A 24,956-nucleotide genomic window follows, 5' to 3' on the forward strand; every position below is an offset into this window, starting at 1 on the left:
TCATGCCACGCCCGCGCGCAGCAGGTCGTGCACATGCAGGATGCCGATCGGGGCGCCTGCCTGGTCCACCACGAAGAGGGCGGTGATGGCATGCTGGTTCATCAGCCGCAGCGCCTCGCCGGCCAGGGCATCGGGGCCGATGGTGCGGGGCGTGCGCGTCATCACCTCGGCGGCGCGGCGCTCGAGGAAGGTGGCGGCGCCGGGGCCTCCGGGCTGCAGGGCGCGGCGCAGGTCGCCATCGGTGATGACGCCGACCAGCCGCCCCCCCTCGACGATGCCGAGGCAGCCGAAGCGCTTCTGCGTCATCGCCACCAGGGCGGCGTCCATGCGCATCGCGGGGGGCGCGAGCGGCATCTCCGCCCCGCCATGCATCAGGTCGCGCACGCGGGAGAGCTGCGCGCCGAGCCGCCCGCCGGGGTGGAAGACGCGGAAATCGGCCGGGGTGAAGCCGCGGCGCGTCAGCAGCGCCACCGCCAGCGCGTCGCCGAGCGCCATCTGCAGCGTGGTGCTGGTGGTGGGCGCGAGGCCCATCGGGCAAGCCTCGGGCGCAGGGGGCAGCAGCAGCACCACGTCGGCGGCGCGGGCGAGCGCACTCGCCTCCCGGCCGGTGATCGCCACGAGGGGCAGGGCGAAGCGGCGGGTGTGCGCGACGAGATCGGCGAGTTCGGGCGTCTCTCCCGAATTGGAGAGGGCGAGCACGGCATCGCCCGGCACCATCATGCCGAGGTCGCCATGCGAGGCCTCGGCCGGGTGCACGAACAGCGCCGGCGTGCCGGTGGAAGCGAGGGTGGCGGCGATCTTGCGCGCCACATGGCCCGACTTGCCCATGCCGGTGACCACCACCCGGCCGGTGGTGCCGGCGAGCAGCGAGACGGCGCGGGGAAAGCGCTCGTCGAGCGCGGCGGCGAGCAGGCCGAGCCCCTCGGCCTCGGTGGCGAGGACGCGGCGGGCGACGGCGAGGTCGCTGCCCGGCAGGGTGTCGGAGGGAGGGATGTCCACGGGCCGATGTATGGTGCCGGGCGCGATGGCGGTCAACGACGCGGCGCGGGGGTGCTTCGGCTCCCGGACAAGAACCGTGCCAGCCCTTGACCCCGGGGCCGCGGCGGCCCCATCCCGTCATGTGCCCCGCAGCTTCGCGTCCGGCCGGTTCCCAGCCCCTCGCAATCCGCCCTAATGGGCCAGGATGTCCGGCTCGGCGTAGCCGAGGAGGTCGAGCTCGCCGCGGGCGGGAAGGAAGCGGAAGCAGGCCTCGGCCAGGGCCAGCCGCCCCTCGCGGCGTAGCAGCCCCTCGAGCCTCGCCCAGAGCGCGTGCAGGTGCAGCACGTCGGCGGCGGCATAGGCCTGCTGCTCGGCGGAGAGTTCAGGCGCCCCCCAGTCGGTGGTCTGCTGCTGCTTGCTGATCTCGATGCCGAGCAGCTCGCGGCAGAGGTCCTTCAGCCCGTGCCGGTCGGTGAAGGTGCGCACCAGCTTCGAGGCCACTTTGGTGCAGATCACCGGTGCCACCGTGACGCCGAGATGCAGTCGGAGCGCCGCGCAGTCGAAGCGGGCGAAGTGGAACAGCTTGGTCACGCCCGGATCGGCGAGCAGGCGCTTGAGGTTCGGGCAGTCGGCGCCGCGGCCGCCGAGGGCGGGTGGAACGATCTGCACGAGGTGCGCCGTGCCGTCGCCGGCGGAGAGCTGCACGAGGCAGAGCCGGTCGCGGTGCGGGTTGAGGCCCATGGTCTCGGTGTCAACCGCGACCAAGGGGCCGAGGTCGAGCCCCGCGGGCAGGTCGTGGCGGTGCAGGTGGATCACGGCGCGGCCGGGGGAGGGGGGCGCCGGGGCGAACAGCGTGGTGGGGCGGGCGGGCGGCAACGGGGTCTCCCCGCCGCGGGGGGTGGTGCCCAGGAGAGGACTCGAACCTCCACGGCCTCGCGGCCACAGGTACCTGAAACCTGCGCGTCTACCAATTCCGCCACCTGGGCATCGGTGCGGTGAGGGCGGCCAGATAGAGGCGCCGCCGGCCGTCGTCAAGTAGGGGGGCGGCTTGGCGGGGCGCGCTGCCCTTCCTATGGTCCGCCGCCTTCGGAACGGAGCCTTGTCCCATGCGCGGTCAGACGGTGCGGAAAGTGGCCACGGTGTTCGGCGGTTCGGGCTTCATCGGCCGCTACGTCGTGCAGCGCCTGGCGCAGCGCGACTACGTGGTGCGCGTGGCGGTGCGCGACCCGGCCGGGGCGCGCTTCCTGCAGACCCAGGGAAGGGTCGGGCAGATCGTGCCGCTGGCGGCGAGCCTGGCCGACGAGGCGGCGGTGGCGCGCGCGGTGGCCGATGCCGGCCTGGTGGTGAACCTGGTCGGCATCCTGCACGAGCGCCGCCGCGGAGACTTCCGCCGCGTCCATGCCGAGGGGGCAGGGCGGGTCGCGCGCCTCTCCGCGGCGGCGGGGGTGGAGCGGCTGGTGCATGTCTCGGCGATCGGCGCCGACCCCGCCAGCCCTTCCGCCTATGGCAGCAGCAAGGGGGAGGGCGAGCAGGCGGTGCGCGCCGCCTTCCCCGCGGCGGTGATCCTCCGCCCTTCCATCGTGTTCGGTCCGGAGGACCAGTTCTTCAACCGCTTCGCCGCGCTGTCGCGCCAGCTTCCCTTCATGCCGGTGATCATGGGGGGGACGCGCTTCCAGCCCGTCTATGTAGGGGACGTGGCGGACGCGGTGGTGGCGGCGGCGGAGCGCGAGGACGCGCCGGGGCGGATCTACGAGCTGGGCGGGCCGCGGGTGCTGACCTTCCGCGAGCTGCTGCGCTTCGTGCTGGACGTGACCGGGCAGCGCAAGCCGCTGGTGGACATTCCGCTTGGCCTCGCCCGCCTGCAGGCCTGGTTCGGGGAGTTCCTGCCCAACCCGCCCCTGACCCGCGACCAGCTTCTGATGCTGCAGCGCGACAACGTGGTGGCGGAGGGAGCGGCCGGGCTGAAGGAACTCGGCATCTCCCCCAAGGCGCCGGAGGCGGTGGTGCCCGGCTATCTGGTCCGGTTCCGCAAGGGGGGACGGCGGACAGCCACCGCATGATACGACCGATTCGGACCATATGAACTGAAGCTTGGCAGGCGAGGCAGGCGGGGGCCGCAAGCGGGCAGGAATTTAGGTCAGAATAACTGTCCTGACGGCGAGAAAAGACTCGCGCGGCCGGGCGCGACGCCGTATTGCTGCACCCGCCGAGGGCGCCGCGAGGGGCCGGGCGTGCCCCCGGCGGGCGCGCCTCCGGGGCCATCCGCGCGCCTCCAGAACCTCGTCGGGACCCGCTGCCATGGCCGAACGGATGCTGCAGTTCGTGCGCCTGCCCCAGATGCCGCCGGAGAAGCGGGACGCCGCCACGCGCCGCAGCGATTTCGGGGAGATCTACCGCGAATTCGCCGCCGATGCGGCGGCGGCCCAGGCCAGCCGCTGCAGCCAGTGCGGCGTGCCCTTCTGCTCGGTGCACTGCCCGCTGCACAACAACATCCCCGACTGGCTGAAGCTCACCGCCGAGGGGCGCCTGGAGGAGGCCTACGAGGTCTCCTCCGCCACCAACACCTTCCCCGAGATCTGCGGCCGCATCTGCCCCCAGGACCGGCTCTGCGAGGGCAATTGCGTCATCGAGAAGGGCTTCGAGAGCGTCACCATCGGCGCGGTGGAGAAGTACATCACCGACACCGCCTGGGAGCGCGGCTGGGTGCGGCCACCCAAGCCCCGGCGCGAGCTGCCCTGGAGCGTCGGCATCATCGGCGCCGGCCCGGCCGGCCTTGCCGCCGCGGAGCGGCTGCGCACGCGCGGCTACCAGGTGGATGTCTACGACCGCTACGACCGCGTCGGCGGGCTGATGATCTACGGCATCCCCAATTTCAAGCTGGAGAAGGAGGTGGTGCTGCGCCGCTGGCGGCAGTTCGAGGAGGGCGGCATCCGCTTCCACCTGAACTGCGCCGTGGGGAAGGATGTCACGCTCGCGGAGCTGCGCGCCCGCCACGACGCGGTGTTCATCGCCACCGGCGTGTACCGTGCGCGCGACATCGCCTGCCCAGGCGTGGGGCTTGAAGGCATCGTGCCGGCGCTCGACTACCTGACCGCTGCGAACCGCCACAACCTCGGCGATCCGGTGCCGGAATTCGAATCCGGCGCGCTTGATGCGCGCGGCAGGCAGGTGGTGGTGATCGGCGGCGGGGACACCGCCATGGACTGCGTGCGCACCGCGGTGCGCCAGGGCGCGAGATCCGTCACCTGCCTCTACCGCCGCGACCGGGCGAACATGCCCGGCTCGATGCGGGAGGTGGCGAATGCGGAGGAGGAGGGCGTGACCTTCACCTGGCTCGCCGCGCCGGAGGCGTTCCTCGGCGACGGCCGGGTCAGCGGCGTGCGCGCCACGCGCATGCATCTCGGCCTGCCGGACGCGACCGGCCGCCAGCAGGTGGCGCCGATTCCGGGAAGCGGCTTCACCATTCCCTGCGACCTGGCGATCAAGGCGCTCGGCTTCGATCCCGAGGACGTGCCGGCGATGTTCGGCGAGCCGGCCCTCGCGGTGACGCGCTGGGGCACGCTGAAGGTGGACCACCGCACGATGATGACGGAACTTCCGGGCGTCTTCGCGGGCGGCGACATCGTGCGCGGCGCCTCCCTGGTGGTGTGGGCGATCCGCGACGGCCGCGACGCGGCCGACCGGATCGATGCCTATGTGCGGGCCAAGGCGGCTCCTGCGGCGATGGCGGCGGAGTGAGGGGGATGGACGGCATGATCGAGAACGGCGCCGCCTTCGCGGAAGCCTGGCGGCGGAACGCCGCGCGCCTCGCCGCCGCCGGCGTGGATGTGACGGAGCACGATGCCTGCGGCGTCGGCCTGGTGGCGGCGCTCGACGGCAGGCCCCGCCGGCAGGTGGTGCAGGCCGGCATCGACGCGCTGAAGGCGGTATGGCACCGCGGCGCGGTGGACGCCGACGGCAAGACCGGCGACGGCGCGGGCATCCACATCGAGATCCCGCAGGACTTCTTCGCCGAGGTGGTGGCGCGCGGCGGCGACCGGGTGCGCCCCGGGCGCATCGCGGTGGGCATGGTGTTCCTGCCCAAGACCGATCTCGGCGCGCAGGAGCGCTGCCGCCAGATCGTGGAGGCGGAGATCCTCGCCGCCGGCTACGCCATCTACTCCTGGCGCCAGGTGCCGATCAATGTCGGCTGCATCGGGGAGAAGGCGAACGCCACGCGCCCCGAGATCGAGCAGATCCTGATCTTCGACCCCCGGCAGCGCGACGAGGCGGTCTGCGAGCGCGACCTCTACGTGATCCGCCGCAGGATCGAGAAGCAGGCGATCGCGGCGCAGATACCCGAGCTCTATCTCTGCTCCCTTTCCTGCCGCTCGATCATCTACAAGGGCATGTTCCTGGCCGAGCACCTGACGGCCTTCTACCCGGATCTGCTGGACGAGCGCTTCGTCAGCCGCTTCGCCATCTACCACCAGCGCTACTCCACCAACACCTTCCCGACCTGGCGGCTGGCCCAACCCTTCCGCATGATCGCCCACAACGGCGAGATCAACACGCTCTCGGGCAACATCAACTGGATGAAGAGCCACGAGACGCGGCTCTCCCACCCCCTGCTCGACCCCTGGCTCGACGAGATCAAGCCGGTGATCCAGGCCGGCGGGTCGGACACCGCGACGCTCGACAACGTGTTCGAGCTGCTGGTGCGCGGCGGGCGCGACGCGCCCATGGCCAAGGCGATGCTGATCCCGGAGAGCATCGGCAACAACGCCACCATGCCGGAGGCGCACCGCGACCTCTTCCTCTACTGCAACGCGGTGATGGAGCCCTGGGACGGGCCGGCCGCGCTCTGCGCCACGGACGGGCGCTGGGTGATCGCGGGCATGGACCGCAACGGCCTCCGGCCGATGCGCTACACCGTGACCAATGACGGGCTGCTCGTCGTCGGCTCCGAGACCGGCATGGTGAAGCTCTCCGAGGAGACGATCGTCGCCAAGGGGCGCGTCGGACCCGGCCAGTGCATCGCCGTGGATCTCGAGGAGGGGCGCTTCTACCGAGACCGCGAGCTGAAGGACATGCTCGCCGCCCGCCGGCCCTTCGGGCAATGGACCGCGCGCACCACCCGCATCGACGAAATCGTCAAGGCCGGCACCGGGGAGCCGGTGCAGTTCGGCGCCGAGGAGCTGCGCCGCCGCCAGCTCGCCGTGGGCTATACGCTGGAGGAGCTGGAAGCCATCCTCCATCCCATGGTGGAGGAGGCGAACGAGGCGGTGGGCAGCATGGGCGACGACACGCCGATCGCCGTGCTCTCCGGCCGGTATCGCGGCCTGCACCACTATTTCCGCCAGAGCTTCAGCCAGGTCACCAACCCGCCGATCGACTCCCTGCGGGAGACGCGGGTGATGACGCTGAAGACCCGCCTCGGGAATCTCGGCAACATCCTCGACGAGGACCCGACGCAGTGCGACATGCTGATGCTCGACAGCCCGGTGCTGTCGAATGCCGAATTCGCGGCGATGCGCGACTATATGGGCGCGACCGCCTGTGTCGTGGACTGCACCTTCCCCGCCACCGAGGGTGAGGCCGGGCTCCGCCGGGCCATCGAGCGCATCCGCAGGGAGGCGGAGGAGGGGGTGCGCTCCGGCTGCACCCACGTCATCCTGACCGACGAGCATCAGGGGCCGGAGCGCGCCGCGATCCCGATGATCCTGGCGGTGGGCGGCGTGCATACGCATCTGGTGCGGCACAGCCTGCGCACCTTCACCTCGCTCAACGTCCGGGTCGCCGAATGCCTGGACGTGCACTACTTCGCCGTGCTGATCGGCGCCGGCGCCACCACGGTCAACGCCTACCTGGCGCAGGAGAGCATCGCCGACCGGCACCGCCGCGGCCTGTTCGGGAGCCTGTCGCTCGAGGAATGCGTCGCCCGCTACAAGAAGGCGGTGGACAAGGGGCTGCTCAAGGTGATGTCCAAGATGGGCATCGGCGTGCTGAGCAGCTACCGCGGCGGCATGAATTTCGAGGCGATCGGCCTCTCCCGCGCCCTGGTGGCGGAATTCTTCCCCGGCGTGCCCTCGCGCATCTCCGGCATCGGGCTTTCCGGCATCGCGCGGCGTGTTCTCACCCTGCACCGCACCGCCTGGGATGCCGAGGTGGTGACGCTACCCGTGGGCGGGCTCTACAAGCGCCGCCTGCGCGGCGAGACCCACGCCTTCGACGGGGCGCTGATCCATACCCTGCAGAAGGCGGTGGAGACCGACAGCTACTCGACCTTCAAGAAGTATTCCGAGGCCGTGCGGCGCATGCCCCCCGTGGCGCTGCGCGACCTGCTCGACTTTCGCAGCGAAGGGCGGGTGCCGGTGCCGCTTGAGGAGGTGGAGAGCATCACCGAGATCAGGAAGCGCCTCGTCGCTCCCGGCATCTCGCTCGGCGCGCTGAGCCCGGAGGCGCATGAGACGCTCTCCATCGCCATGAACCGGATCGGCGCCCGCTCGGACTCCGGCGAGGGCGGGGAGGATCCGGCGCGCGCGCGGCCGCGTCCGAACGGCGACAATGCCAACAGCGCGATCAAGCAGATCGCCTCCGGCCGTTTCGGGGTGACGGCCGAGTACCTGAACAACTGCCGCGAGATCGAGATCAAGATCGCACAGGGCGCGAAGCCCGGCGAGGGTGGGCAGCTCCCCGGCTTCAAGGTGACGGGGCTGATCGCCAAGCTGCGCCATTCCACCCCGGGGGTGACGCTGATCTCTCCTCCGCCGCACCACGACATCTATTCGATCGAGGATCTGGCGCAGCTCATCTACGATCTGAAGCAGATCAATCCGGATGCCACGGTCTGCGTGAAGCTGGTGGCGCGCTCGGGCATCGGCACGATCGCGGCTGGCGTCGCCAAGGCGAAGGCGGATGCCATCCTGGTCTCCGGTCATTCCGGGGGCACCGGCGCCTCGCCGCAATCCTCCATCAAGTACGCCGGCCTGCCTTGGGAGATGGGCCTCTCCGAGGCGCATCAGGTGCTGCTGCTAAACCGCCTGCGTCACCGGGTGAAGCTGCGTACCGATGGCGGCATCAAGACGGGGCGCGACGTGGTGATCGCCGCCATGCTGGGCGCCGAGGAATTCGGCATCGGCACCGCCTCTCTGATCGCCATGGGCTGCATCATGGTCCGGCAGTGTCACTCCAACACCTGCCCGGTCGGGGTCTGCACCCAGGATGAGAAGCTGCGCGAGAAATTCTCCGGCACGCCGGAGAAGGTGATCAACCTCTTCTCCTTCGTCGCCGAGGAGGTGCGGGAGATCCTGGCCTCCCTTGGCTTCCGGCGCCTCACCGACGTGATCGGGCGCACCGACCTCCTGCGCCAGGTGAGCCGCGGCTCGGAGGATCTCGACGACCTCGACCTGAACCCCCTGCTGGTGCAAGCCGATCCCGGCCCCTACGCGCCCTACTGCACGCTGGAGGGCCGCAACGAGGTGCCGGAGACGCTGGACGCCGACATGATCCGCGACGCCGCGGCGCTGTTCGAGCGTGGCGAGAAGATGCAGCTCGAGTACAACATCCGCAATACTCATCGCGCCATCGGTACCAGGATCAGCAGCATGATCGTGCGCCGTTTCGGCGCGGAGGGGCTGCAGCCCGGTCACCTCACGGTGCGCCTGCGCGGCAGCGCCGGGCAGTCTCTTGGCGCCTTCGCGGCGCGCGGGCTGAAGATCGAGGTGCTGGGGGATGCCAACGACTACGTCGGCAAGGGCCTTTCGGGCGGCAGCATCGTGGTGCGCCCTGCGCCTTCCTCAACCCTGGTGTGGAACGAGAACACCATCATCGGCAACACCGTACTCTACGGCGCCACGGGCGGCGAGCTGTTCGCCGCTGGCCAGGCGGGTGAGCGCTTCGCCGTGCGCAACAGCGGCGCGGTAGCGGTCGTGGAAGGCTGCGGCGCCAATGGCTGCGAGTACATGACAGGTGGCACCGTTGTCATCCTTGGACCGGTCGGCGATAATTTCGGCGCCGGCTTTACCGGTGGCATGGCCTTCCTTTATGACCCGGACGAGACCTTCGAGCGGCGGGTGAACCCCGACACGCTGCTGTGGGCGCGCCTTGCCTCCGCCCATTGGGAGGGCGTGCTGAGGGATCTTGTCGCGCGCCATGTGCGGGAGACCGGCTCGCGCCTTGCGGCGCGGCTGCTGAACGACTGGACCCAGGAGCGTGGCCGCTTCTGGCACGTGGTGCCCAGGGAGTATGCCAAGTACTTGCCGGTGCCGATGCGCGAAGCGGCGGCAGTGGCGGCGGAGTAGGCAAGGAAGCGGCCGCCGAGGCGCCTTTGTGCCAACTCCTGGTTGGCCCCGGGCGCACGGCGTGCCATAAGCGCGCGCCGTGCGAATCCTCTACCATCTCCCGCTCTCGCCCTTCTCCCGCAAGGTCCGGCTTGCGCTGGCCGAGAAGCGGATCCCCTACGAGCTGCGAATCGAGCAAGTCTGGGAGCGGCGGCCGGAGTTCCTCGAGCTGAACCCCGCCGGCACCGTGCCGGTGCTCGTCGAGGAGAATGGCCTTGCCATCTCCGACAGCTACGCCATCTGCGAATACCTGGAGGAGGCCTATCCCGATATAGACCTTCTCGGCCGCACCCTCGCGGAGCGAGCCGAGGTGCGGCGCCTAGTCGCCTGGTTCGACGGCAAGTTCGGCCAGGAGGTGACTGCGAACCTTCTCTACGAGAAGCAGATGAAGCGCCTGCTCGGTCGCGGCAATCCGGACGCCTCGGCGATCCGCGCGGGCTATGCCAATCTGCGCCCGCACCTCGACTATCTCGGCTGGCTGGCGGAAACGCGGGCTTGGCTCGCCGGACCGCGGGTGAGCCTGGCGGATTTTGCCGCCGCGGCGCATCTCTCCGCGCTCGACTACATCGGCGATGTTGACTGGTCGCTCAGCGATCCGGCGAAGGAATGGTACGCGAGGATGAAGTCCCGCCCCTGCTTTCGTGCCCTGCTGGCCGAGCGCGTCAGCGGCCTGACGCCGCCTCCGCACTACGCCGACCCCGACTTCTGAACGGAAACGCCCGCGCGCCCCTTCAGGGACTCTCGGCATCCAGCGCGTAGCCGGCAGAGCGCACGGTGCGGATCAGGTCCGGCTCGTCTGGCCCGTTGATCGCCTTGCGCAGGCGGCGGATATGCACGTCCACGGTGCGCGGCTCGACATGGATGTCCCGGCCCCAAACCGCATCGAGGAGCTGCTCGCGCGAAAAGACCCGTCCCGGATGTTGCAGCAGAAACTCGAGCAGCCGGTACTCGGTGGGGCCGAGGTGCAGCGGCCTCCCGCCACGGAAGACGCGATGCGCGTCCTGATCCATGCGGATGTCTTGGTAGGCGAGGACGCCCTTGCTAGCGATGGTGCCGGAACGGCGCAGCAGCGCGCGGATGCGCGCGAGCAGATTCTCCATGTCGAAGGGCTTGCTGATGTAGTCATCCGCCCCGGTATCGAGGGCGCGTACCGCATCCTGCTGCTCGGTGCGCGCGGTCAGCATGATGACGGGCAAGTCCCGCGTCGTCGGGCGACGGCGTATCTGGCGGCACACTTCGAGGCCGGAGAGGGAGGGCAGCATCCAGTCGAGCAGCACGAGATCAGGCCGTGCCTCGGCAACCCGAACGAGCGCCTCCTCCCCATCCGCCGCTTCCTCGACGCGGAAACCCTGTCTCTCCAAATTGTAGCGCAGCAGCGTCAGCAGCGGCGCCTCGTCCTCGACCACGAGGATGAGGGGCTTGGCGCTGCCTGTGATCAGCTCGGGCATCGGATGGTCCAGAGCAGGAGGCGTCTCACTCGGGGGGGCGGACCACGGCGTAGGCGGAGGTGTCGCCCTTCGGGCGCTCCTCCTCCAGCACGTCGCCGCGCACCGCGAAGTGGACCGTCTCGGCGATGTTAGTGGCGTGGTCACCGATGCGCTCCAGGTTCTTCGCAACGAACAGAAGGTGGGTCGCAGCGGTGATGTTGCGCGGATCCTCCATCATGAAGGTCAGCATCTCGCGGAAGATGCCGTTGTAGATGTCGTCCACCGGCTCGTCAGCGGCCCAGATCTCGTCGGCCTTTTCGGAGTCGTCATGAACCAGCGCGTCTATCGCACCCTTAAGGTTCTCCTGCACCAGCCGGGCCATGCGCTGGAATCCGTTCAGGCTCCCGATTGCCGGTTGTTCGGCGAGCACGATGCTGCGCTTGGCGGCATTGCGCGCATAATCGCCTATGCGCTCGAGGTCATGCGCGATCTTCAGCGCGGCGATGATGAGGCGCAGATCGCTGGCCACCGGCTGGCGCAGCGCCAGCAGGCGGACGCAGAATCCGTCCACCTGGCGCTCCATGGCATCGAGCTCGGCGTCGCGCTGCACGACTTCAGTGGCGAGCTCGGTGTCCCTACGCACTAGGGCCTCGGTAGCGTCTGCCACCTGACGCTCGGCCAGGCCACCCATGCGCACAATCATGTCTCGGAGGCGCTTCAATTCTTCTTCGTAGCTACGGATAGTGTGCGCGGGCATCTTGGCGTGCCTCCCTTTTGTCGACTCAGCCAAAGCGTCCGGTGATGTATTCCTGTGTCCGCTGCTCACGAGGTGCAGTGAATAGCTGCGCAGCAGGTGCTACCTCGACCAGCTCACCCAGATAGAAGAATGCCACCTGATCAGCGCAGCGCGCCGCTTGCTGCATATTGTGGGTAACGATGCAGATGGTGAAGTCGCGCTTCAGCTCGTCTATCAGTTCCTCGATTTTCAAGGTGGAGATAGGGTCAAGTGCCGAAGTTGGCTCATCGAACAAGATCACCTCCGGTCGTACCGCGATAGTGCGAGCGATGCACAGCCGCTGCTGCTGCCCACCCGAAAGACCCAGGGCGGAGCGCTGCAGCCGGTCCTTCACCTCGTCCCAGATGGCGGCACGGGAAAGCGCCCATTCCACGCGCTCGTCCATCTGTGCTTTGGACAGTCGTTCGTGCAAGCGGACGCCAAAGGCGATGTTTTCATAGATCGTCATCGGGAAGGGGGTGGGCTTCTGGAACACCATGCCCACCTTCGCACGCAGCTCGTTCAGGTCCACGTCGGGGGCGATGATGTTACGCCCGTCCATGATCACCTCCCCCTCCGCCCGCTGACCAGGGTAGAGGCTGTACATTCGGTTCAGCACCCGCAGCAGGGTGGACTTGCCGCAGCCCGAGGGACCGATCATGCCGGTCACTTGGCGGTCGGGTAATTCGAGGCTGACGCCCTTCAAGGCCTTCAAGTCGCCATAATAGAAGTCGAGGTTGCGGATGGAGATGCGGGAGATCGTGTTGATGGCAGCTTCGGAGCGAGCCTGCATGCCGCCGAAGCTGCCCGTCGTGCGGGCGCCAGTCTCTGCCGTGGTCGAGCTCATGGCCTGCTCCCTCAGTGGCGGCGCCGCAACAGTATGCGGGCGGCGATGTTGATGGCCAGCACTCCCAGGGTAACCAGCAGCGCACCGGTCCAAGCAATCTGGATCAGGTCGGGGAAGCCGGAGTTGGCCTGCTGATAGATGGCGATCGGCAGGCTGGCCATGGCCCGGCCGAGATCGGTGCTCATCACGTTGTTGCCGAAGGAGGTGAGCAGCAGCGGCGCCGTCTCGCCGGCGATACGGGCCACCGCCAGCAGCACGCCGGTGATGATGCCGGACAGCGCGGCGCGGTAGCAGACCAGTAGGATCATCTTCCATTTCGGCGCGCCAAGCGCGATCACCGCCTCGCGCAACGTGTTCGGGATGAGCTGCAGCATGTCCTCCGTAGTACGCACCACCACGGGAATGACGATGATGGCGAGCGCGAGCGCCCCCGCAAGCCCGGAGAAGCCGCCCATGGGCAGCACCACGAGCTGGTAGATGAACAGCCCGATCAGGATCGAGGGCGCGGAGAGCAGCACGTCGGAGACGAAACGCACCGCGCTGCCGAAGGCGGAATCCCGCGCATACTCCGCGAGGTAGGTGCCGACCAAGAGGCCGATCGGGGTGCCGATCAGCGTCGCCAGCCCGACCTGCATCAGCGAGCCGACGATGGCGTGGGAGAGGCCGCCGCGGGGCAGGGTCTCGTCGCCGTAGCGGGTCGGCTGGAACTCCGTAGTCAGCGTCAGCCAGTCGAGCATCGGCAGGCCCCGCCAGAGCAGGGTGACGAGGATCGAGGCCAGGAAGAACAGCCCGACCAACGTCGCGGCGATGCACAGCCAGCGGATCGCGGCATCCGTGCGCCGGCGCCGGCGCCCGAGCGCACGGGCGACAGTGAGGTCCTTGGCCGGAGCGAGGGCAGTGGCGGCAGCGCTCATCAGGGGTCTTAGACCTTCAGGCGCGGGCGCAGCAGCCAGCGCGACAGGGCAAGCACGAGGAAGGAAAGGACGAACAACAGGAAGCCGAGGGCGAACAGCGCGCTCTGCTGCAGGCTGCCCATCAGGCTCTCAGGGAACTCCATGGCAATGACCGAAGCGATAGTATTGGTCGGATCAAACAGCGACTGCGGCAGGCGGTTGGCGTTGCCGATCACGAAGGTAACAGCCATGGTCTCCCCCAGCGCTCGACCGAGGCCGAGCATGACACCGCCGGCGACTGAGATGCGCGTATAGGGTAGCACCACGCTGCGCACCACCTCCCAACGCGTGGCACCGACAGCATAGGCGCTCTCCTTGTACACCGGTGGCACCTGCTCGAAAACGTCGCGCATGGTGGCTGCGATGAAGGGTAGGATCATGATCGCCAGCACCAAGCTCGCCGTAAACAAATTGGTGCCGCCGAAGCTTACGCTGTCAAATAGGAAACCGATCAGGGGCAGAGAGGCCAGAGTGTCGCCGAAAGTGAGCTGTATGCGCAGCTGTACGAAGGGGGCCAGCACGAACAGGCCCCACATGCCGTAGATGATGGAGGGAATTGCCGCCAGCAGCTCGATCGCAGTGCCGACTGGACGTCGTAGCCAGAGGGGCGCGAGCTCGGTCAGAAAGAAGGCAATGCCGAAAGCCACCGGCACCGCAAAAATGATGGCCAGGAGCGATGAGATCAGGGTACCGAAGATGGCAACGAAGCCGCCGAAGCGCTCTCGTCCTTCCACAGGGTCCCATTCCGTACTAGTGATGAAGCCTACACCAAACTCCTGGAAAGCCGGGAGTGCGCCAACAAAAAGCGTGACGATGATGCCACCAAGCAGGACCAGCACGACCAAGCCGGCTGCCCTGCAAAGACCCTCAAAAACAATATCGCCTGTGCTGGCTCTCCCGCGGCGTCGCACCGCCGTAGGGGGGGTGATGGCGCCAATCGTGGCTTGGCTCACTGCGCACTCCCGGGATCAGCAAATCGAGGTTGCGCCCCACCTCGGTCGTTTCAGGCAGACCAGACCGGGGTGCCGTCCGGTGTCCGTATCCGCTCGCGCCACGCCTTGCGCACCAACTCATGCACTTCGGAAGGCAGCGGGATGTATTCAAGCTGCTCCGCTGCGCGACTACCCTCACGGAAAGCCCAGTCAAAGAAACGCATGGTGTTGCGGCTGGCTTCGACGCGCTCCGCGGTTGGGTTGGTCGGCAGCAGGATGTAGGTGCCGGTGGTGATCGGCCACACCTTCTCACCCTGAAGGTCAATGGTATCAGGCGCCATGTTCGGCACCGACCAGTCGGCCGCCGCTGCTGCAGCGATGAATGCATCCCGTTCGGCGCGCACAAAGGTGCCGGCGCGGTTGCGAAGCTGTACGCGCACTAGACGGTTCACCACCGCATAAGCGTTCTCGACATAGCCGATAGCGCCGGGGGTGTTTCGGACCGTGTTCGATACTCCTTCATTGCCTCGCGCCCCTTGGCCAGCCGGCCAGCTTACCGAGGTGCCAGCACCAGGGCCGCTTCGCCATGCCTCGGAGACACGAGCGAGATAAGTGGTGAAGCCCCAGGTTGTGCCCGAAGCATCGGCGCGGTAGGCCGGCGCCACCGGCAGGTTCGGCAGCCGCAGGTCGCGGTTGAGCTCAACCAGCCGCTCGTCGTTCCAGCGACGCACGCGGCCAAGGAACATCTCCGCCAACAGCTCCGGCGAGAGGCGCACTTGGCTGTCCTGCACGCCCGGCAGGTTCACAATCGGCACAATCGAACCCAGCACAGTTGGAAACTGCAACAGATTACGCTCGGCGAGCTGCTCAACAGTCAATGGCGCATCGGTAGCGCCGAAATCCACAGTACGGTTGGTGATCTGATTGATGCCACCTCCCGAGCCTATGGACTGGTAGTTGAGCTGGATCCCAATCGCCTCACGCGCCGCCTGCGCCCAGCGCTCGTAGAGCGGACGCGGGAAGGTGGCGCCGGCCCCGGTGATCTGCGCCTGCTGCGCCCGTGCGGCGCGGGGCAGGAGGGGAAGCGTCGTGGCCGCCGCGGCGGCAGCAAGAAGGGTGCGTCGGTTCACGCGTCTCTCTCCGGCACGAGGTGGCCGGGGGGCGGACCCCGCCGGCGGCGCCCTGCTTAGACCTTCGCCACGACAGCCATGTTGCAGCCCGGTGAAGCTTCCATGACAGTCCGCCCCCTCAGCCGCACCAAGTGGGCGGGCGCTTCTCCCGGAAGGCCCGCAGCCCTTCCTTGCCCTCGGCCGAGGCGCGCTGCATCCAGCCCTCATGCGCGAGCAGGGCCATCTGCCGGGCATCCAGCGTGAGGCCGTTGGCGCCGAGCAGCGAGGCTTTGGCCACCGCTGCCGCGCCCGGGGCGGCCCGCAGCACCTCGCCAAGGATCGCCTCCAGGCGGGCCTCGATCTCCGCCGCCGGCACCACCTCGTGCACCAGGCCGATGCGCAGCGCCTCGGCGGCGCCGAAGCGCTCCCCGGTCACCGCGTAGCGCCGGGCGTGCCGAACCCCCATGGCCTGAACCATCTGGGTGGAGATCGGCGTCGGGGCGACGCCGACGCGCACCTCGGTCAGGCCGAACACCGCCTCCGGCACCGCCAGCGCCACGTCCACGCAGCAGGCGAGGCCGCAGCCGCCGCCGAAGCAGGCACCCTGGATCACCGCGATGGTGGGGCGGGGGAACTCGTTCAGCCGCTGCATCGCCGTGGTGGTGGCGAGGGAGGCCTGAAAGGCTTGCTCCGGCGGGTATTCCGCCACCTTGGCCAGCCAGTCGAGGTCGGCGCCGGCGGCGAAGTGCCGGCCCGCGCCGCGCAGCACCAGCGCCCGCAGCGAGGCGTCTCCCGCAAGGTCCGCGAGCCCCGCGATCAGCGCCTCGAGCAGCGCCGCGTCATAGGCGTTGCCCACCCGCGGCCGGTTCAGCGTGACGGTGGCGATGCCGCGCCCGTCACGCGCGATCAGCACAGGCTCCTCGGCCATGGTGCTTTCCTTCTTCCTGGCGCCGCATTCTCGCCCCGTGCGCGCGGCGTTGACAGGGGGGCGCACGGGCGGGGAGGCTGGCACGCTCGCGGTTCGGGGACGCTGCCCATGCCTGCCACCCGCCCTACCCTGCACGGCACGCGCCATGCCGTCTCGGCTGGCCACTACCTGGCCGCCGCCGCCGGCTTCTCGGTGCTGGAGGCCGGGGGCAACGCCGTGGATGCTGGCTGCGCCATGGGCCTCGTCCTCGGCGTGGTGCTGCCCGATCTCGTCAATGTCGCGGGCGTGGCGCCGATCATGATCCGCAAGGCGGACGGGACGGTGGAGACCATTGCCGGCCTCGGCCACTGGCCGCGCGACCTGCCGCCCGACCTGTTCCTGCGCGCGCATGGCGGGCGGATTCCTCAGGGAGTGCTGCGCTGCGTCGTGCCCGCCGCGCCGGATGCCTGGATCACCGCGCTGGAGCGGCACGGCACCATGTCCTTCGGCGAGGTCGCCGGCCACGCCATCCGCCACGCTGAGGACGGCTTCGCGGTGCATGCCATCCTGGCCGCGAACATCCGCGACCACGCGGCAGAATATGCGCGCTGGCCGGCGAATGCCGCCATCTTCCTCCCCGAGGGGCGCTGCCCGGAGCCGGGGGAGCGCTTCGTGCAGCCTGATCTGGCCCGCACCCTGCGGTTCATGGCCGATGAGGAGGCGCGCGCGGCGGCCAGGGGAGGGCGGCTCGCCGGCCTCGCCGCCGCGCATGCCGCCTTCTATCGCGGCGACATCGCGCGCGAGATCACCGCCTTCGTGCGTCGCGAGGGCGGCTTCCTCTCCATGCGCGACATGGAGGGCTTCCGCTCCCGGCTCGAGCCCGCGGTGCGCCGGCGCTGGCGGGGGCATGAGGTGCTCACCTGCGGCCCCTGGTGCCAGGGGCCGGCCCTGCTCGAGGCGCTGCTGCTGCTGGAGCGTGCGGGGCTCGACGGGCTCGGCCACAACGGCCCGGACTACCTGCACCTGCTCGCCGAATGCCTGAAGGCGGCGATGGCGGACCGCGAATACCATTTCGGCGACCCGGCCTTCGTGGAGGTGCCGCTTGAGCATCTGCTGTCCGAGGCGCATCTCGCGGCGCGCCTGCGTGGCATCCGGCGCGACCGTGCCCTGCCGGACATGCCGCCGCCGCTGCTGCCCACTGCGGCAACGGCGCCCGCTTCCGCCCCTGCCGCCGCGCCTCCGGCGGAGGCCGACACCTCCTACTGCTGCGCCGTGGACCGCTGGGGCAATGCCTTCAGCGCCACGCCCTCGGACGGGTCCTGGAACGCGCCGGTGGTGCCTGGCCTTGGCCTCATCCCCTCGCCGCGTGGCAGCCAGAGCCGGCCCCACCCTGCCCACCCCGCCGGCGTCGCGCCCGGCAAGCGCCCGCGCCTGACGCCGAACCCGGCGATGGTGGTGACGCGCGAGGGCGGAGTGATGCCCTTTGGCACCCCGGGCGGGGACGTGCAGGTGCAGGCCATGCTGCAGGTGCTGCTGAACATCCTGCATTTCGGCATGGAGGTGCAGGAGGCGATCGAGGCGCCGCGCATCGCCAGCTATTCCTTCCCCTCCTCCTTCGCGCCCTTCGAGCATTTCCCAGGCCGCCTAGCCGTGGAGGGCGCGATTCCCCGCGCCACGAGCGAGGCGCTCGCCGCCCGCGGCCACGCTGTGACGGACTGGCCGGACCGGACATGGCTTGCCGGCGCGGTGGAGGTGGTGCTGGCCGATCCGCGGCGGGGAATGCTCGCCGCCGGCGCCGATCCGCGCCGGCCCGCCTATGCGATCGCAAGCTGAGGCCCGGCACCCGGCCGGCGGAGGAGGGTTGCCGGGGCGGTGAAGCGGCCGCCCGGCGGCAGTGGCGGCATGACCCTTCGGTGCGGATCGCGCCGCGGCGCGGAGTGCTCCCGTCAGTCCGCGCGGATGCCGGCGGCGCGGATCACCTCGCCCCAGCGCCGGCGGTCCTCGGCGATGATGGCGCGGAAGGCCTCCGGCCCCTCGATCAGGCTCTCCATGCCGTTCTCGGCGAGCCGCCGCCGGAAGTCCGGATTGGCGTCCACCCGCCGCATCGCCTCCACCCAGCGGTCGCGGACCGGCCGCGGCAGGTTGGGCGCGGCGGCGAGGCCGAACCAGTTGCGGATGGCGAATTCCGGCAGCGTGTCGCGGATCAGCGGCAGGTCCGGCAGCAGCGGGCTCTGCCGCGGCGCGCCATAGGCGATGGGCCGCAGGCCGCCGCCGCGGATCTGGCCCATGAACTCCGGCAGGTTGCCGAACATCATCGTGGTGCGGCCGGCGACGATGTCGATGATCGCCGGCGCCCCGCCGCGATAGGGAACATGCAGGAGATCCACACCGGCCAGCCGCTTGAACAGCTCGCCCGCAAGGTGCTGGCTCGATCCGTTGCCGGCGCTGGCGTAGCTCAGCCGGCCCGGATTGGCGCGGGCATATTCGATCAGCCCGGAAACCGTATCGAAGGGCGCGTTCGGCGCCGCCACCAGGATGTTGTAGACGTTCACCACATTGGTGATCGGCGTCAGGTCGCGGTCAGGGTCGAAGGGCATGCGCACGCCGGGCATTTCCGGCAGGATGGTCATGATGCCCATGGTGGCGAGCACCGCCGCATGTCCATCTGGCGGCGACTTGGCGACGAGATCGGCGCCGATCATGCCCGAGGCGCCGGTGCGGTTCTCCACCACCACCGGAACGCCGAAGATCGGCTGCAGGTATTCCGCCAGCATGCGGGTGAGCAGGTCGCAGGTGCCGCCGGGCGAGAAGGGGCAGATCAGCCTGACCTCGCGGCCCGGGAATTCCTGCGCCCTGGCCGGCATGGCGGCGAAGGCCAGCACGGCGAGGGCGGCGAGCAGGTGGCGTCTCATCCCTGGTTTCTCCCTTCTGGCGAGGGTGGTGGGGCCTGGAGGCGCTGCCGCGGGCACGGCCGAGCGGTGGCGGCTCTAGACGTAGCCCGGCCCTTCGATCGGCGGATGCGCCCTGAGGAACGCCTCATCCACCTCCACGCCGATTCCCGGCGCGTCGAGCGGCAGCACGGTGCCGTCGGGGCGGATGCGCCAGGGCTCGCTGCCGAGCGCGTCGCGGAACAGGTTGCTGCGCGACACGTCGGCCTCGAAGTAGCCGGCGTTCTCGATCGCAGCGAGCAGGTGGATCGAGGCCGCCTGGTTCACCCCGGTCATGGAGGAGTGCGGGTTGACCGGGATCTTGAAGGCGCCGGCCATCGCCGCGATGCGCAACGCCTCGGTGATGCCGCCGCATTTGGAGAGATCCGGCTGCCAGATGGTGATGACGCCGTCCTCCAGCACGCGGGTGAACTCGAACCGGGTGAAGTGGTTCTCCCCGGCTGCGAGCGGGGTGCGGCCGCAGCCCCGCGCCTGGGCGTAGAGGCGGTGGTCGTGGGCGGGGAAGGGCTCCTCCAGCCAGCCGATGTTCAGACCGTCCATCACCGGCATCACCTGGCGCACATCGGCGATGGAGTAGCCGGTATTGGCATCCGCCAGGATGGTGAGGGAGTCTCCGAAGGCGTTGCGCACCGCCTCCATGCGCGCAATGTCGTCGCGCACCGTGTCGCCGATGCGCAGCTTCACCGCGCGGTAGCCGGCCTCGATGTGCGGCTGCACCTCGTCGATCAGGCTGGCCGGCGGCTGGAAGCCGAGCGAGACGCCGCCGGCATAGGCGGCGACCGGGCGCCGCGCGCCACCGAGCAGGCGCCAGAGCGGCCAGCCCACCGCCTTGCCGCGGATGTCCCACAGCGCCATGTCGATGCCCGACATCGCCATCGCGGTCGCGGCGCCCATGCCGTGGCTGCCGAGCTGGTACTTGTAGATCCTGGCCCAGATGCCGGTGACGTCCGCCGCATCCATGCCGAGGACGAGCTGGGAGAGGGTGGTCTCGATCAGCTTGGCGATGGCGGTGTGGGCGCGGCCATGGTGGCTTTCGCCCCAGCCCACGATGCCGTCCTCCGTGATGACCTTCACCATCACGCAGTCGCGCTTCACCGCCTGGCCGATGCCGAGGCGCGGCCCGCCACCCTGGGGCAGCGGGAAGCTGGAGGGATAGGCCTTGATCTCGCGGATCTTCATGGACGCCTCCATGCCGGCGAAGAGGGGATAGCGGCCCGATGTCAGGCCACCCGGAAGCGGTCGAGCGCCGTACGGTCCACCTCGATGCCGAGGCCTGGTCCCTGCGGCACCGTCACGATGCCCCGGCGCTGCACGATCGGTTCCCTGGCCAGCAGATCGCGTAGCGGGTTCGGCGTCTGCTCGAATTCGAGCATCGGAGGCATGGGGCGGAACGCCGGCGGCTGGTCGGGCAGGGCAGCGAGGAACTGCACCGTGGCGGCGAGGCCGATGGCGCTGCCCCAGGCGTGGGGCACGCATTCCACGCCGAAGGCGCTGGCCAGGGCGGCGATCTTGCGCATCTCGCTGATGCCGCCGGCGGCGCAGACATCGGGCTGGACGATGTCCATGGCCTTCCGCGCGATGATGTCGCGGAAGCCCCAGCGGGTGAAGTCGTTCTCCCCGCCCGCGACGGCCATGTCGAGGGCGCGCGTCACCTCCACGTAGCCGTCATGGTCCTCCGGCGAGATCGGTTCCTCGAACCACAGGATGTCGAGCGGCTCCAGCATGCGACCGAGGCGGATCGCCTGCGGCACCGAGAGGCAGTGGTTGGCGTCCACCGCCAGCGCCACGTCGGGGCCGATCGCCTCTCGCACCGCGGCGACGCGCCGGCGGTCGAGCTTCGGATCGCCGAGGCCGATCTTCATCTTGATGGCGCGGAAGCCCTGCGCGACGTAGCTCCGCGCCTCCTCGACCGCCTCCTCGACCAGCCGGTCCATGTCGGTGAAGTAGAGGCCGGTGGCATAGGCGACGATCTCCCCCCGCTGCGCGCCGCCGATCAGCTTGTGGATCGGCTTGCCGGTGGCGCGGCCCATGATGTCCCAGAGCGCGATGTCGATGCCGGACAGCGCGGTGATAGCGAAGCCCTGGGCCCCGTAATCCTTGATGCGGTTGTAGAGTTCCTCCCACACCACCTCGACGTCGAAGGGGTCGCGGCCGATCAGGCGGGGCGCATACTGCGTCTCGATCAGTGTCCTGTTCACAGCCGCCGGGCCGTAGCACTCGCCCCAGCCGGTGATGCCCTCGTCGGTCGCGATCTCGACGATGCAGGAGGAGCGGGTGGTGTAGAGCCACCCGCGCGCCGAGGTGAAGGGCCTGTCCACCTTCGCCTGCAGCAGGTGGCAGGCGACGCCGGTCACCTTCATGGGACGCTCCTCCGCTTGCCCGCCGCAGGCTGCCACGCGGACGGGGAGGGAGCAAGCGCACCCCCTGTCGCGCCCGGCGCGAAGGGGGCATGCTGGCCGCAGCATGCGCAGCGAGGGAGCGGGGATGATGGAACCGGATCTCGTCACTTCGGCGGCGGAGGCGATCCGCCGCTGGTCGGGCATCGCCATGCCCAACGAGGCGGCGCGGCGCAGCCTCGCCGACCTGACGGCGATCATCGCCGAGGTGGAGAAGGTTCGCGCCGGCATGGCCTTCGAGGACGAACCGAGCGGCTTCGAGGCGGCGCTGCGCGACACCAAGGAGCCTGGCCGATGACCGCCTTTGACACCGGTCCCGCCTTCCTTTCCATGACCGAGGCGGCGGAGGCTTTCGCCCGCGGCGAGGTGACGGCGGAGGCGCTGGTCCGCGCCTGCCTTGCCCGCATCGAGGCGCATGATCGCCGGGTGAACGCCGTCATCCGCCTGGACCGGGAGGAGGCGCTGGAGCGGGCGGCGGCGCTCGACCGCCAGCGCGCCGCCGGCGCGCTGCTCGGCCCGCTCGCCGGCGTGCCGATGATGCACAAGGACATGTATTATCGCGCCGGCAGGGTCTCCACCTGCGGTTCGAGGATCCGCCGGGATTTCGTGCCGGAAACGACGGCCACCGTGCTGCAGCGCCTGGACGCGGCCGGGGCGATCGACATGGGCACGCTGAACATGGCCGAGTTCGCGCAGAACCCGACCGGCCACAACGCGCATTTCGGCCATTGCCGCAATCCGTGGAACCCGGAGCATTGTCCCGGCGGCTCCTCCTCGGGCTCTGGGGCGGGGGTGGCGGCGCGTTTCTTCCATGCCGCGCTCGGCTCCGACACCGGCGGCTCCATCCGCCTGCCGGCGACGCTCTGCGGCGTGACGGGGCTGAAGGGGACGCAGACCCGCGTCTCCCGACACGGGGTGATGCCGCTCTCCTTCTCCTGCGACAATGTCGGCCCGCTCGTGCGGACGGCGCGGGACGCGGCGCGCTTCCTGCGCGTGACGGCGGGCCACGACCCCAAGGACCCGACCAGCAGCCGGGAGCCGGTGCCGGACTACGAGGCGGCGCTGACCGGCGACCTGCGCGGCCTTTCCATCGCCGTCTGCGAGACCTGGTTCCTGGAAGACGCCGATGCGCCGGTGCTCGCCGCCTTCGAGGCCGCGCTCGAGACGCTGAGGGCGCGCGGCGCGCGCATCGCGCGGATCCGGGTGCCCTGCCTCGCCGCGGTGAACGCCTACACGGCCATCATCAGCCGCGTCGAGGGGGCGACCATCCACGCGGCGTGGATGCGCGAGCGCGCGGCGGACTATGCCGCCCATCTCAGCGCCCGGCTCTATGCCGGCTACGCCATCCCGGCGCACTACTACGTGGAGGCGCTGTCGCGCCGCGGCCCGCTGCTGCGGCAATTCGTCGCCGAGGCGCTGACCGGCCATGACCTGGTGGCAACGCCCACGCTGCGCACCCGCGTGCCGACCCTGGCCGAAACCAACGTGGATGCCGACCCGGCCAACTGGTCGCGCTTCATGGCGGTGTCGGCGAACACGCGGCCGTTCAACTATCTCGGCCTGCCGACCGTCAGCGTGCCCTGCGGCTTCGACGATCGCGGCCTGCCGGTGGGGCTGCAGCTCGCCGGCCGGCCCTTCGCCGAGGCGACGGTGCTGCGCGCCGCCGATGCCTTCCAGCGCGAGACCGACTGGCACCGCCGTGCCCCGCCGCTGTGAGGCGGCGCGGCGCGCGGATCACCCGCGCAGCGCCCTGATCTGCGCGGGATAGCTGCCGGGATCCACGCGCACATCCACCAGCGCCGGCCCGGACGCGGCGAGGGCCTGATCGAGCGCTGCCGCGTACTCCGCCTCGTCCCGCGCCCGCAGGCCGAGTCCGCCGAGGGCGCGCATGGCGCCCGCGAAATCGGCCTCCGGCCAGCCGAGCGCGTCCTCGGGCAGGGCGCGCCGGTCCTTCTTGATGTCGATCAGGGAGAGCAGGCTGTCGTTGAACACCACCACCACCAGCCTCGCGCCGAGGGCGGTGGCGGTGGCGAGCTCGCCGAGCGCCATCAGCAGCCCGCCATCGCCGGTGAAGGCCAGCGCGCCGCGTTCCGGATCGTGCAGCGCCGCGGCGATGCCCGCGGGCAGCGCGAAGCCCATGGTGGCGAGGCCGTTCGAGATCAGCAGGTCGCCCGGCCGCTCCGCCTGCCAGAAGCTGGTCGCCGGGAACATGTGCGCGCCGGCGTCGACCGTGACGCGCGGATCGGCGCCGGCGCGGCGGCAGGCGCGCTGCGCGATCTCCACCACCGCCTGGGGCGAGAGGCCGCGGTTGCCGCCCGGCGCGTTGGCCACCCGTCCGGCCCAGGCGGCGCGGTGCGCCGCGATCGCCCCGCGCTCCCAGGCCGAGGGGGCGGCCGCCTCGGCCAGCGCCGCCAGCGCCGGGGCGGGCGGGCCGTGCAGCGCCACCGCCGGGGCGCGGTAGGGCAGGGGGCGCGGCGCGGCGGCGATGTCGAGCACCGGCGCGGCATAGCGCCAGGGCTGGGGGATGAACTCCACCGGATCGGCGCCGGCGAGCAGGATCAGGTCGGCTTCCGCAAGCAGCGGTGTTTCGGCCTCGCCCCCGGTGAACACGCCGCCGAACAGCGGGTGCGCATCCGGCACCACCCCCTTCGCCTTGTAGGTGACGAGCGCCGGGCAGGAGAGCGCCTCGGCGAGGCGGCGCAGGGCGGCCGCGGCGGCCGGCTCCGCCGCCTCCAGCCCGGCGACCAGCGCCGGGCGATGCGCCCTCGCAAGCAGGCGCCGGGCCGCGGCCAGCGCCTCCGGATGGGGGGCGGCGCGCGGCGCCTGCCCCGCGAGCGGCGGCGGGGCGGCGGGGGCGCGCGCCGCCGCGCCGGAGAGTTCGAGCAGCACCGGCCCGCGCGGGGCGGCCATCGCCTGGTCGAGCAAAGCGGCGGTGGCCGCGCCCGCTGCCATCCCCGGCGCGGGAAGCCGCGCCGCGGCCTTGGTCACTGGCGCCAGCATGGCGGCGTGGTCGAAGAACTGGTGGGTGGCGAAGCCGCGCTCCGCCTCGGTGAAGGCGTCCGCCAGCAGCAGCACCGGAGCGCGGTCGAGCGCGGCATGGGCCATGCCGTTGGCGGCATTGCCGACGCCGGGGCCGCGGGTGACCAGGGCGGCGGAGGGGCGGCCGGAAAGCTCCGCCGTCGCCGCCGCCATCAGCACGGCGGCCGTCTCCTGTCGGGCAAGGACGAAGCGCAGGCCGCAGGCCTCGGCCGCGGCGATCAGGTCGAGGCTCGATCCGCCGCCGGGCACGCCGAAGAGGCGCTCCGCCCCCGCGGCGCGCAGCGCGGCGATCACCGCCGCCGCGCCCGTCATGGCCTCCTCCGC

General features: G+C 70.3%; 20 protein-coding genes and 1 tRNA gene. 7 read left to right on the forward strand and 14 right to left on the reverse strand.

All coding sequences use genetic code 11. The features are described from left to right. The 3 genes from ET526_RS06020 to ET526_RS06030 form a co-directional block, all read right to left on the reverse strand. Complete coding sequence (locus ET526_RS06020) at positions 1–999, reverse strand: KpsF/GutQ family sugar-phosphate isomerase (RefSeq protein ID WP_240048278.1); 999 nt, start codon at positions 997–999, stop codon at positions 1–3. A gap of 171 nt (positions 1,000–1,170) precedes the next feature. Then, positions 1,171–1,830: a ribonuclease D gene (locus ET526_RS06025; protein ID WP_192898662.1), complete on the reverse strand. Its 660-nt coding sequence runs from the start codon at positions 1,828–1,830 to the stop codon at positions 1,171–1,173. A gap of 47 nt (positions 1,831–1,877) precedes the next feature. Continuing rightward, positions 1,878–1,964: transfer RNA gene (locus ET526_RS06030), tRNA-Leu, on the reverse strand. A gap of 120 nt (positions 1,965–2,084) precedes the next feature. On the opposite strand from ET526_RS06030, the gene ET526_RS06035 reads away from it, so the two are divergent. From ET526_RS06035 to fzlA, 4 genes are all read left to right on the forward strand, one after another. Continuing rightward, complete coding sequence (locus tag ET526_RS06035) at positions 2,085–3,038, forward strand: complex I NDUFA9 subunit family protein (RefSeq protein WP_135466769.1); 954 nt, start codon at positions 2,085–2,087, stop codon at positions 3,036–3,038. A gap of 238 nt (positions 3,039–3,276) precedes the next feature. After that, entirely contained in the window at positions 3,277–4,716 is a 1,440-nt protein-coding gene (locus ET526_RS06040; RefSeq protein WP_135466770.1) for an NAD(P)-dependent oxidoreductase, read from the forward strand. Between the two features lie 5 nt (positions 4,717–4,721). Beyond that, the gene (gene gltB, locus ET526_RS06045; RefSeq protein ID WP_135466771.1) at positions 4,722–9,260 is read left to right on the forward strand and encodes a glutamate synthase large subunit; all 4,539 of its coding nucleotides are present in this window, start codon (positions 4,722–4,724) and stop codon (positions 9,258–9,260) included. A gap of 79 nt (positions 9,261–9,339) precedes the next feature. Continuing rightward, positions 9,340–10,008, forward strand: coding sequence for an FtsZ-binding protein FzlA (fzlA, locus tag ET526_RS06050; protein ID WP_135466772.1), 669 nt, complete (start codon positions 9,340–9,342; stop codon positions 10,006–10,008). A gap of 22 nt (positions 10,009–10,030) precedes the next feature. Here the strand turns inward: fzlA and phoB are convergent, their stop codons facing one another. The 7 genes from phoB to ET526_RS06085 all read right to left on the reverse strand — a co-directional run bounded on the left by phoB (position 10,031) and on the right by ET526_RS06085 (position 16,270). After that, positions 10,031–10,747, reverse strand: coding sequence for a phosphate regulon transcriptional regulator PhoB (phoB, locus tag ET526_RS06055; protein ID WP_135466773.1), 717 nt, complete (start codon positions 10,745–10,747; stop codon positions 10,031–10,033). A gap of 25 nt (positions 10,748–10,772) precedes the next feature. Next, positions 10,773–11,483: a phosphate signaling complex protein PhoU gene (gene phoU / locus ET526_RS06060; protein WP_135466774.1), complete on the reverse strand. Its 711-nt coding sequence runs from the start codon at positions 11,481–11,483 to the stop codon at positions 10,773–10,775. 25 nt (positions 11,484–11,508) lie between these two features. Continuing rightward, on the reverse strand, positions 11,509–12,294 hold the full coding sequence (gene pstB / locus ET526_RS06065) for a phosphate ABC transporter ATP-binding protein PstB (RefSeq protein ID WP_135466819.1): 786 nt from the start codon (positions 12,292–12,294) through the stop codon (positions 11,509–11,511). A gap of 65 nt (positions 12,295–12,359) precedes the next feature. Further along, entirely contained in the window at positions 12,360–13,262 is a 903-nt protein-coding gene (pstA, locus tag ET526_RS06070; protein ID WP_135466775.1) for a phosphate ABC transporter permease PstA, read from the reverse strand. An 8-nt stretch (positions 13,263–13,270) separates the two neighbouring features. Further along, positions 13,271–14,254, reverse strand: coding sequence for a phosphate ABC transporter permease subunit PstC (gene pstC / locus ET526_RS06075; protein WP_135466776.1), 984 nt, complete (start codon positions 14,252–14,254; stop codon positions 13,271–13,273). Between the two features lie 50 nt (positions 14,255–14,304). Next, positions 14,305–15,363 (reverse strand): phosphate ABC transporter substrate-binding protein PstS, encoded by a 1,059-nt coding sequence (gene pstS / locus ET526_RS06080; RefSeq protein ID WP_240048279.1) that lies wholly within the window; start codon positions 15,361–15,363, stop codon positions 14,305–14,307. A gap of 118 nt (positions 15,364–15,481) precedes the next feature. After that, positions 15,482–16,270: an enoyl-CoA hydratase-related protein gene (locus ET526_RS06085; protein ID WP_158295507.1), complete on the reverse strand. Its 789-nt coding sequence runs from the start codon at positions 16,268–16,270 to the stop codon at positions 15,482–15,484. Between the two features lie 108 nt (positions 16,271–16,378). Here ET526_RS06085 and ET526_RS06090 point away from each other — a divergent pair, with 108 nt between their 5' ends. Further along, a complete protein-coding gene (locus ET526_RS06090) occupies positions 16,379–18,082 on the forward strand; it encodes a gamma-glutamyltransferase family protein (protein WP_135466779.1) in 1,704 nt (567 codons plus the stop codon). A gap of 113 nt (positions 18,083–18,195) precedes the next feature. Here the strand turns inward: ET526_RS06090 and ET526_RS06095 are convergent, their stop codons facing one another. The 3 genes from ET526_RS06095 to ET526_RS06105 form a co-directional block, all read right to left on the reverse strand. After that, positions 18,196–19,161, reverse strand: a complete 966-nt coding sequence (locus tag ET526_RS06095; protein WP_135466780.1) for a Bug family tripartite tricarboxylate transporter substrate binding protein — start codon at positions 19,159–19,161, stop codon at positions 18,196–18,198. Positions 19,162–19,236: 75 nt separating this feature from the next. After that, positions 19,237–20,376: a mandelate racemase/muconate lactonizing enzyme family protein gene (locus ET526_RS06100; protein ID WP_135466781.1), complete on the reverse strand. Its 1,140-nt coding sequence runs from the start codon at positions 20,374–20,376 to the stop codon at positions 19,237–19,239. Positions 20,377–20,417: 41 nt separating this feature from the next. Beyond that, complete coding sequence (locus tag ET526_RS06105; RefSeq protein WP_135466782.1) at positions 20,418–21,557, reverse strand: mandelate racemase/muconate lactonizing enzyme family protein; 1,140 nt, start codon at positions 21,555–21,557, stop codon at positions 20,418–20,420. 124 nt (positions 21,558–21,681) lie between these two features. Here ET526_RS06105 and ET526_RS06110 point away from each other — a divergent pair, with 124 nt between their 5' ends. After that, positions 21,682–21,891, forward strand: a complete 210-nt coding sequence (locus ET526_RS06110) for a hypothetical protein (protein ID WP_135466783.1) — start codon at positions 21,682–21,684, stop codon at positions 21,889–21,891. Then, positions 21,888–23,309, forward strand: coding sequence for an amidase (locus tag ET526_RS06115; RefSeq protein WP_135466784.1), 1,422 nt, complete (start codon positions 21,888–21,890; stop codon positions 23,307–23,309). The genes ET526_RS06110 and ET526_RS06115 overlap by 4 nt, the downstream gene beginning before the upstream one ends. Positions 23,310–23,327: 18 nt before the next feature. Here ET526_RS06115 and ET526_RS06120 read toward each other — a convergent pair whose 3' ends face one another. Next, positions 23,328–24,944 carry a thiamine pyrophosphate-dependent enzyme gene (locus ET526_RS06120; protein ID WP_204623508.1) on the reverse strand — a complete coding sequence of 539 codons (1,617 nt, stop codon included), beginning with the start codon at positions 24,942–24,944 and terminating at the stop codon, positions 23,328–23,330. Positions 24,945–24,956 lie beyond the last annotated feature (12 nt).

It is taken from the genome of Crenalkalicoccus roseus (genome assembly GCF_004761865.1).
In the GTDB taxonomy this organism is placed as follows: domain Bacteria; phylum Pseudomonadota; class Alphaproteobacteria; order Acetobacterales; family Acetobacteraceae; genus Crenalkalicoccus; species Crenalkalicoccus roseus.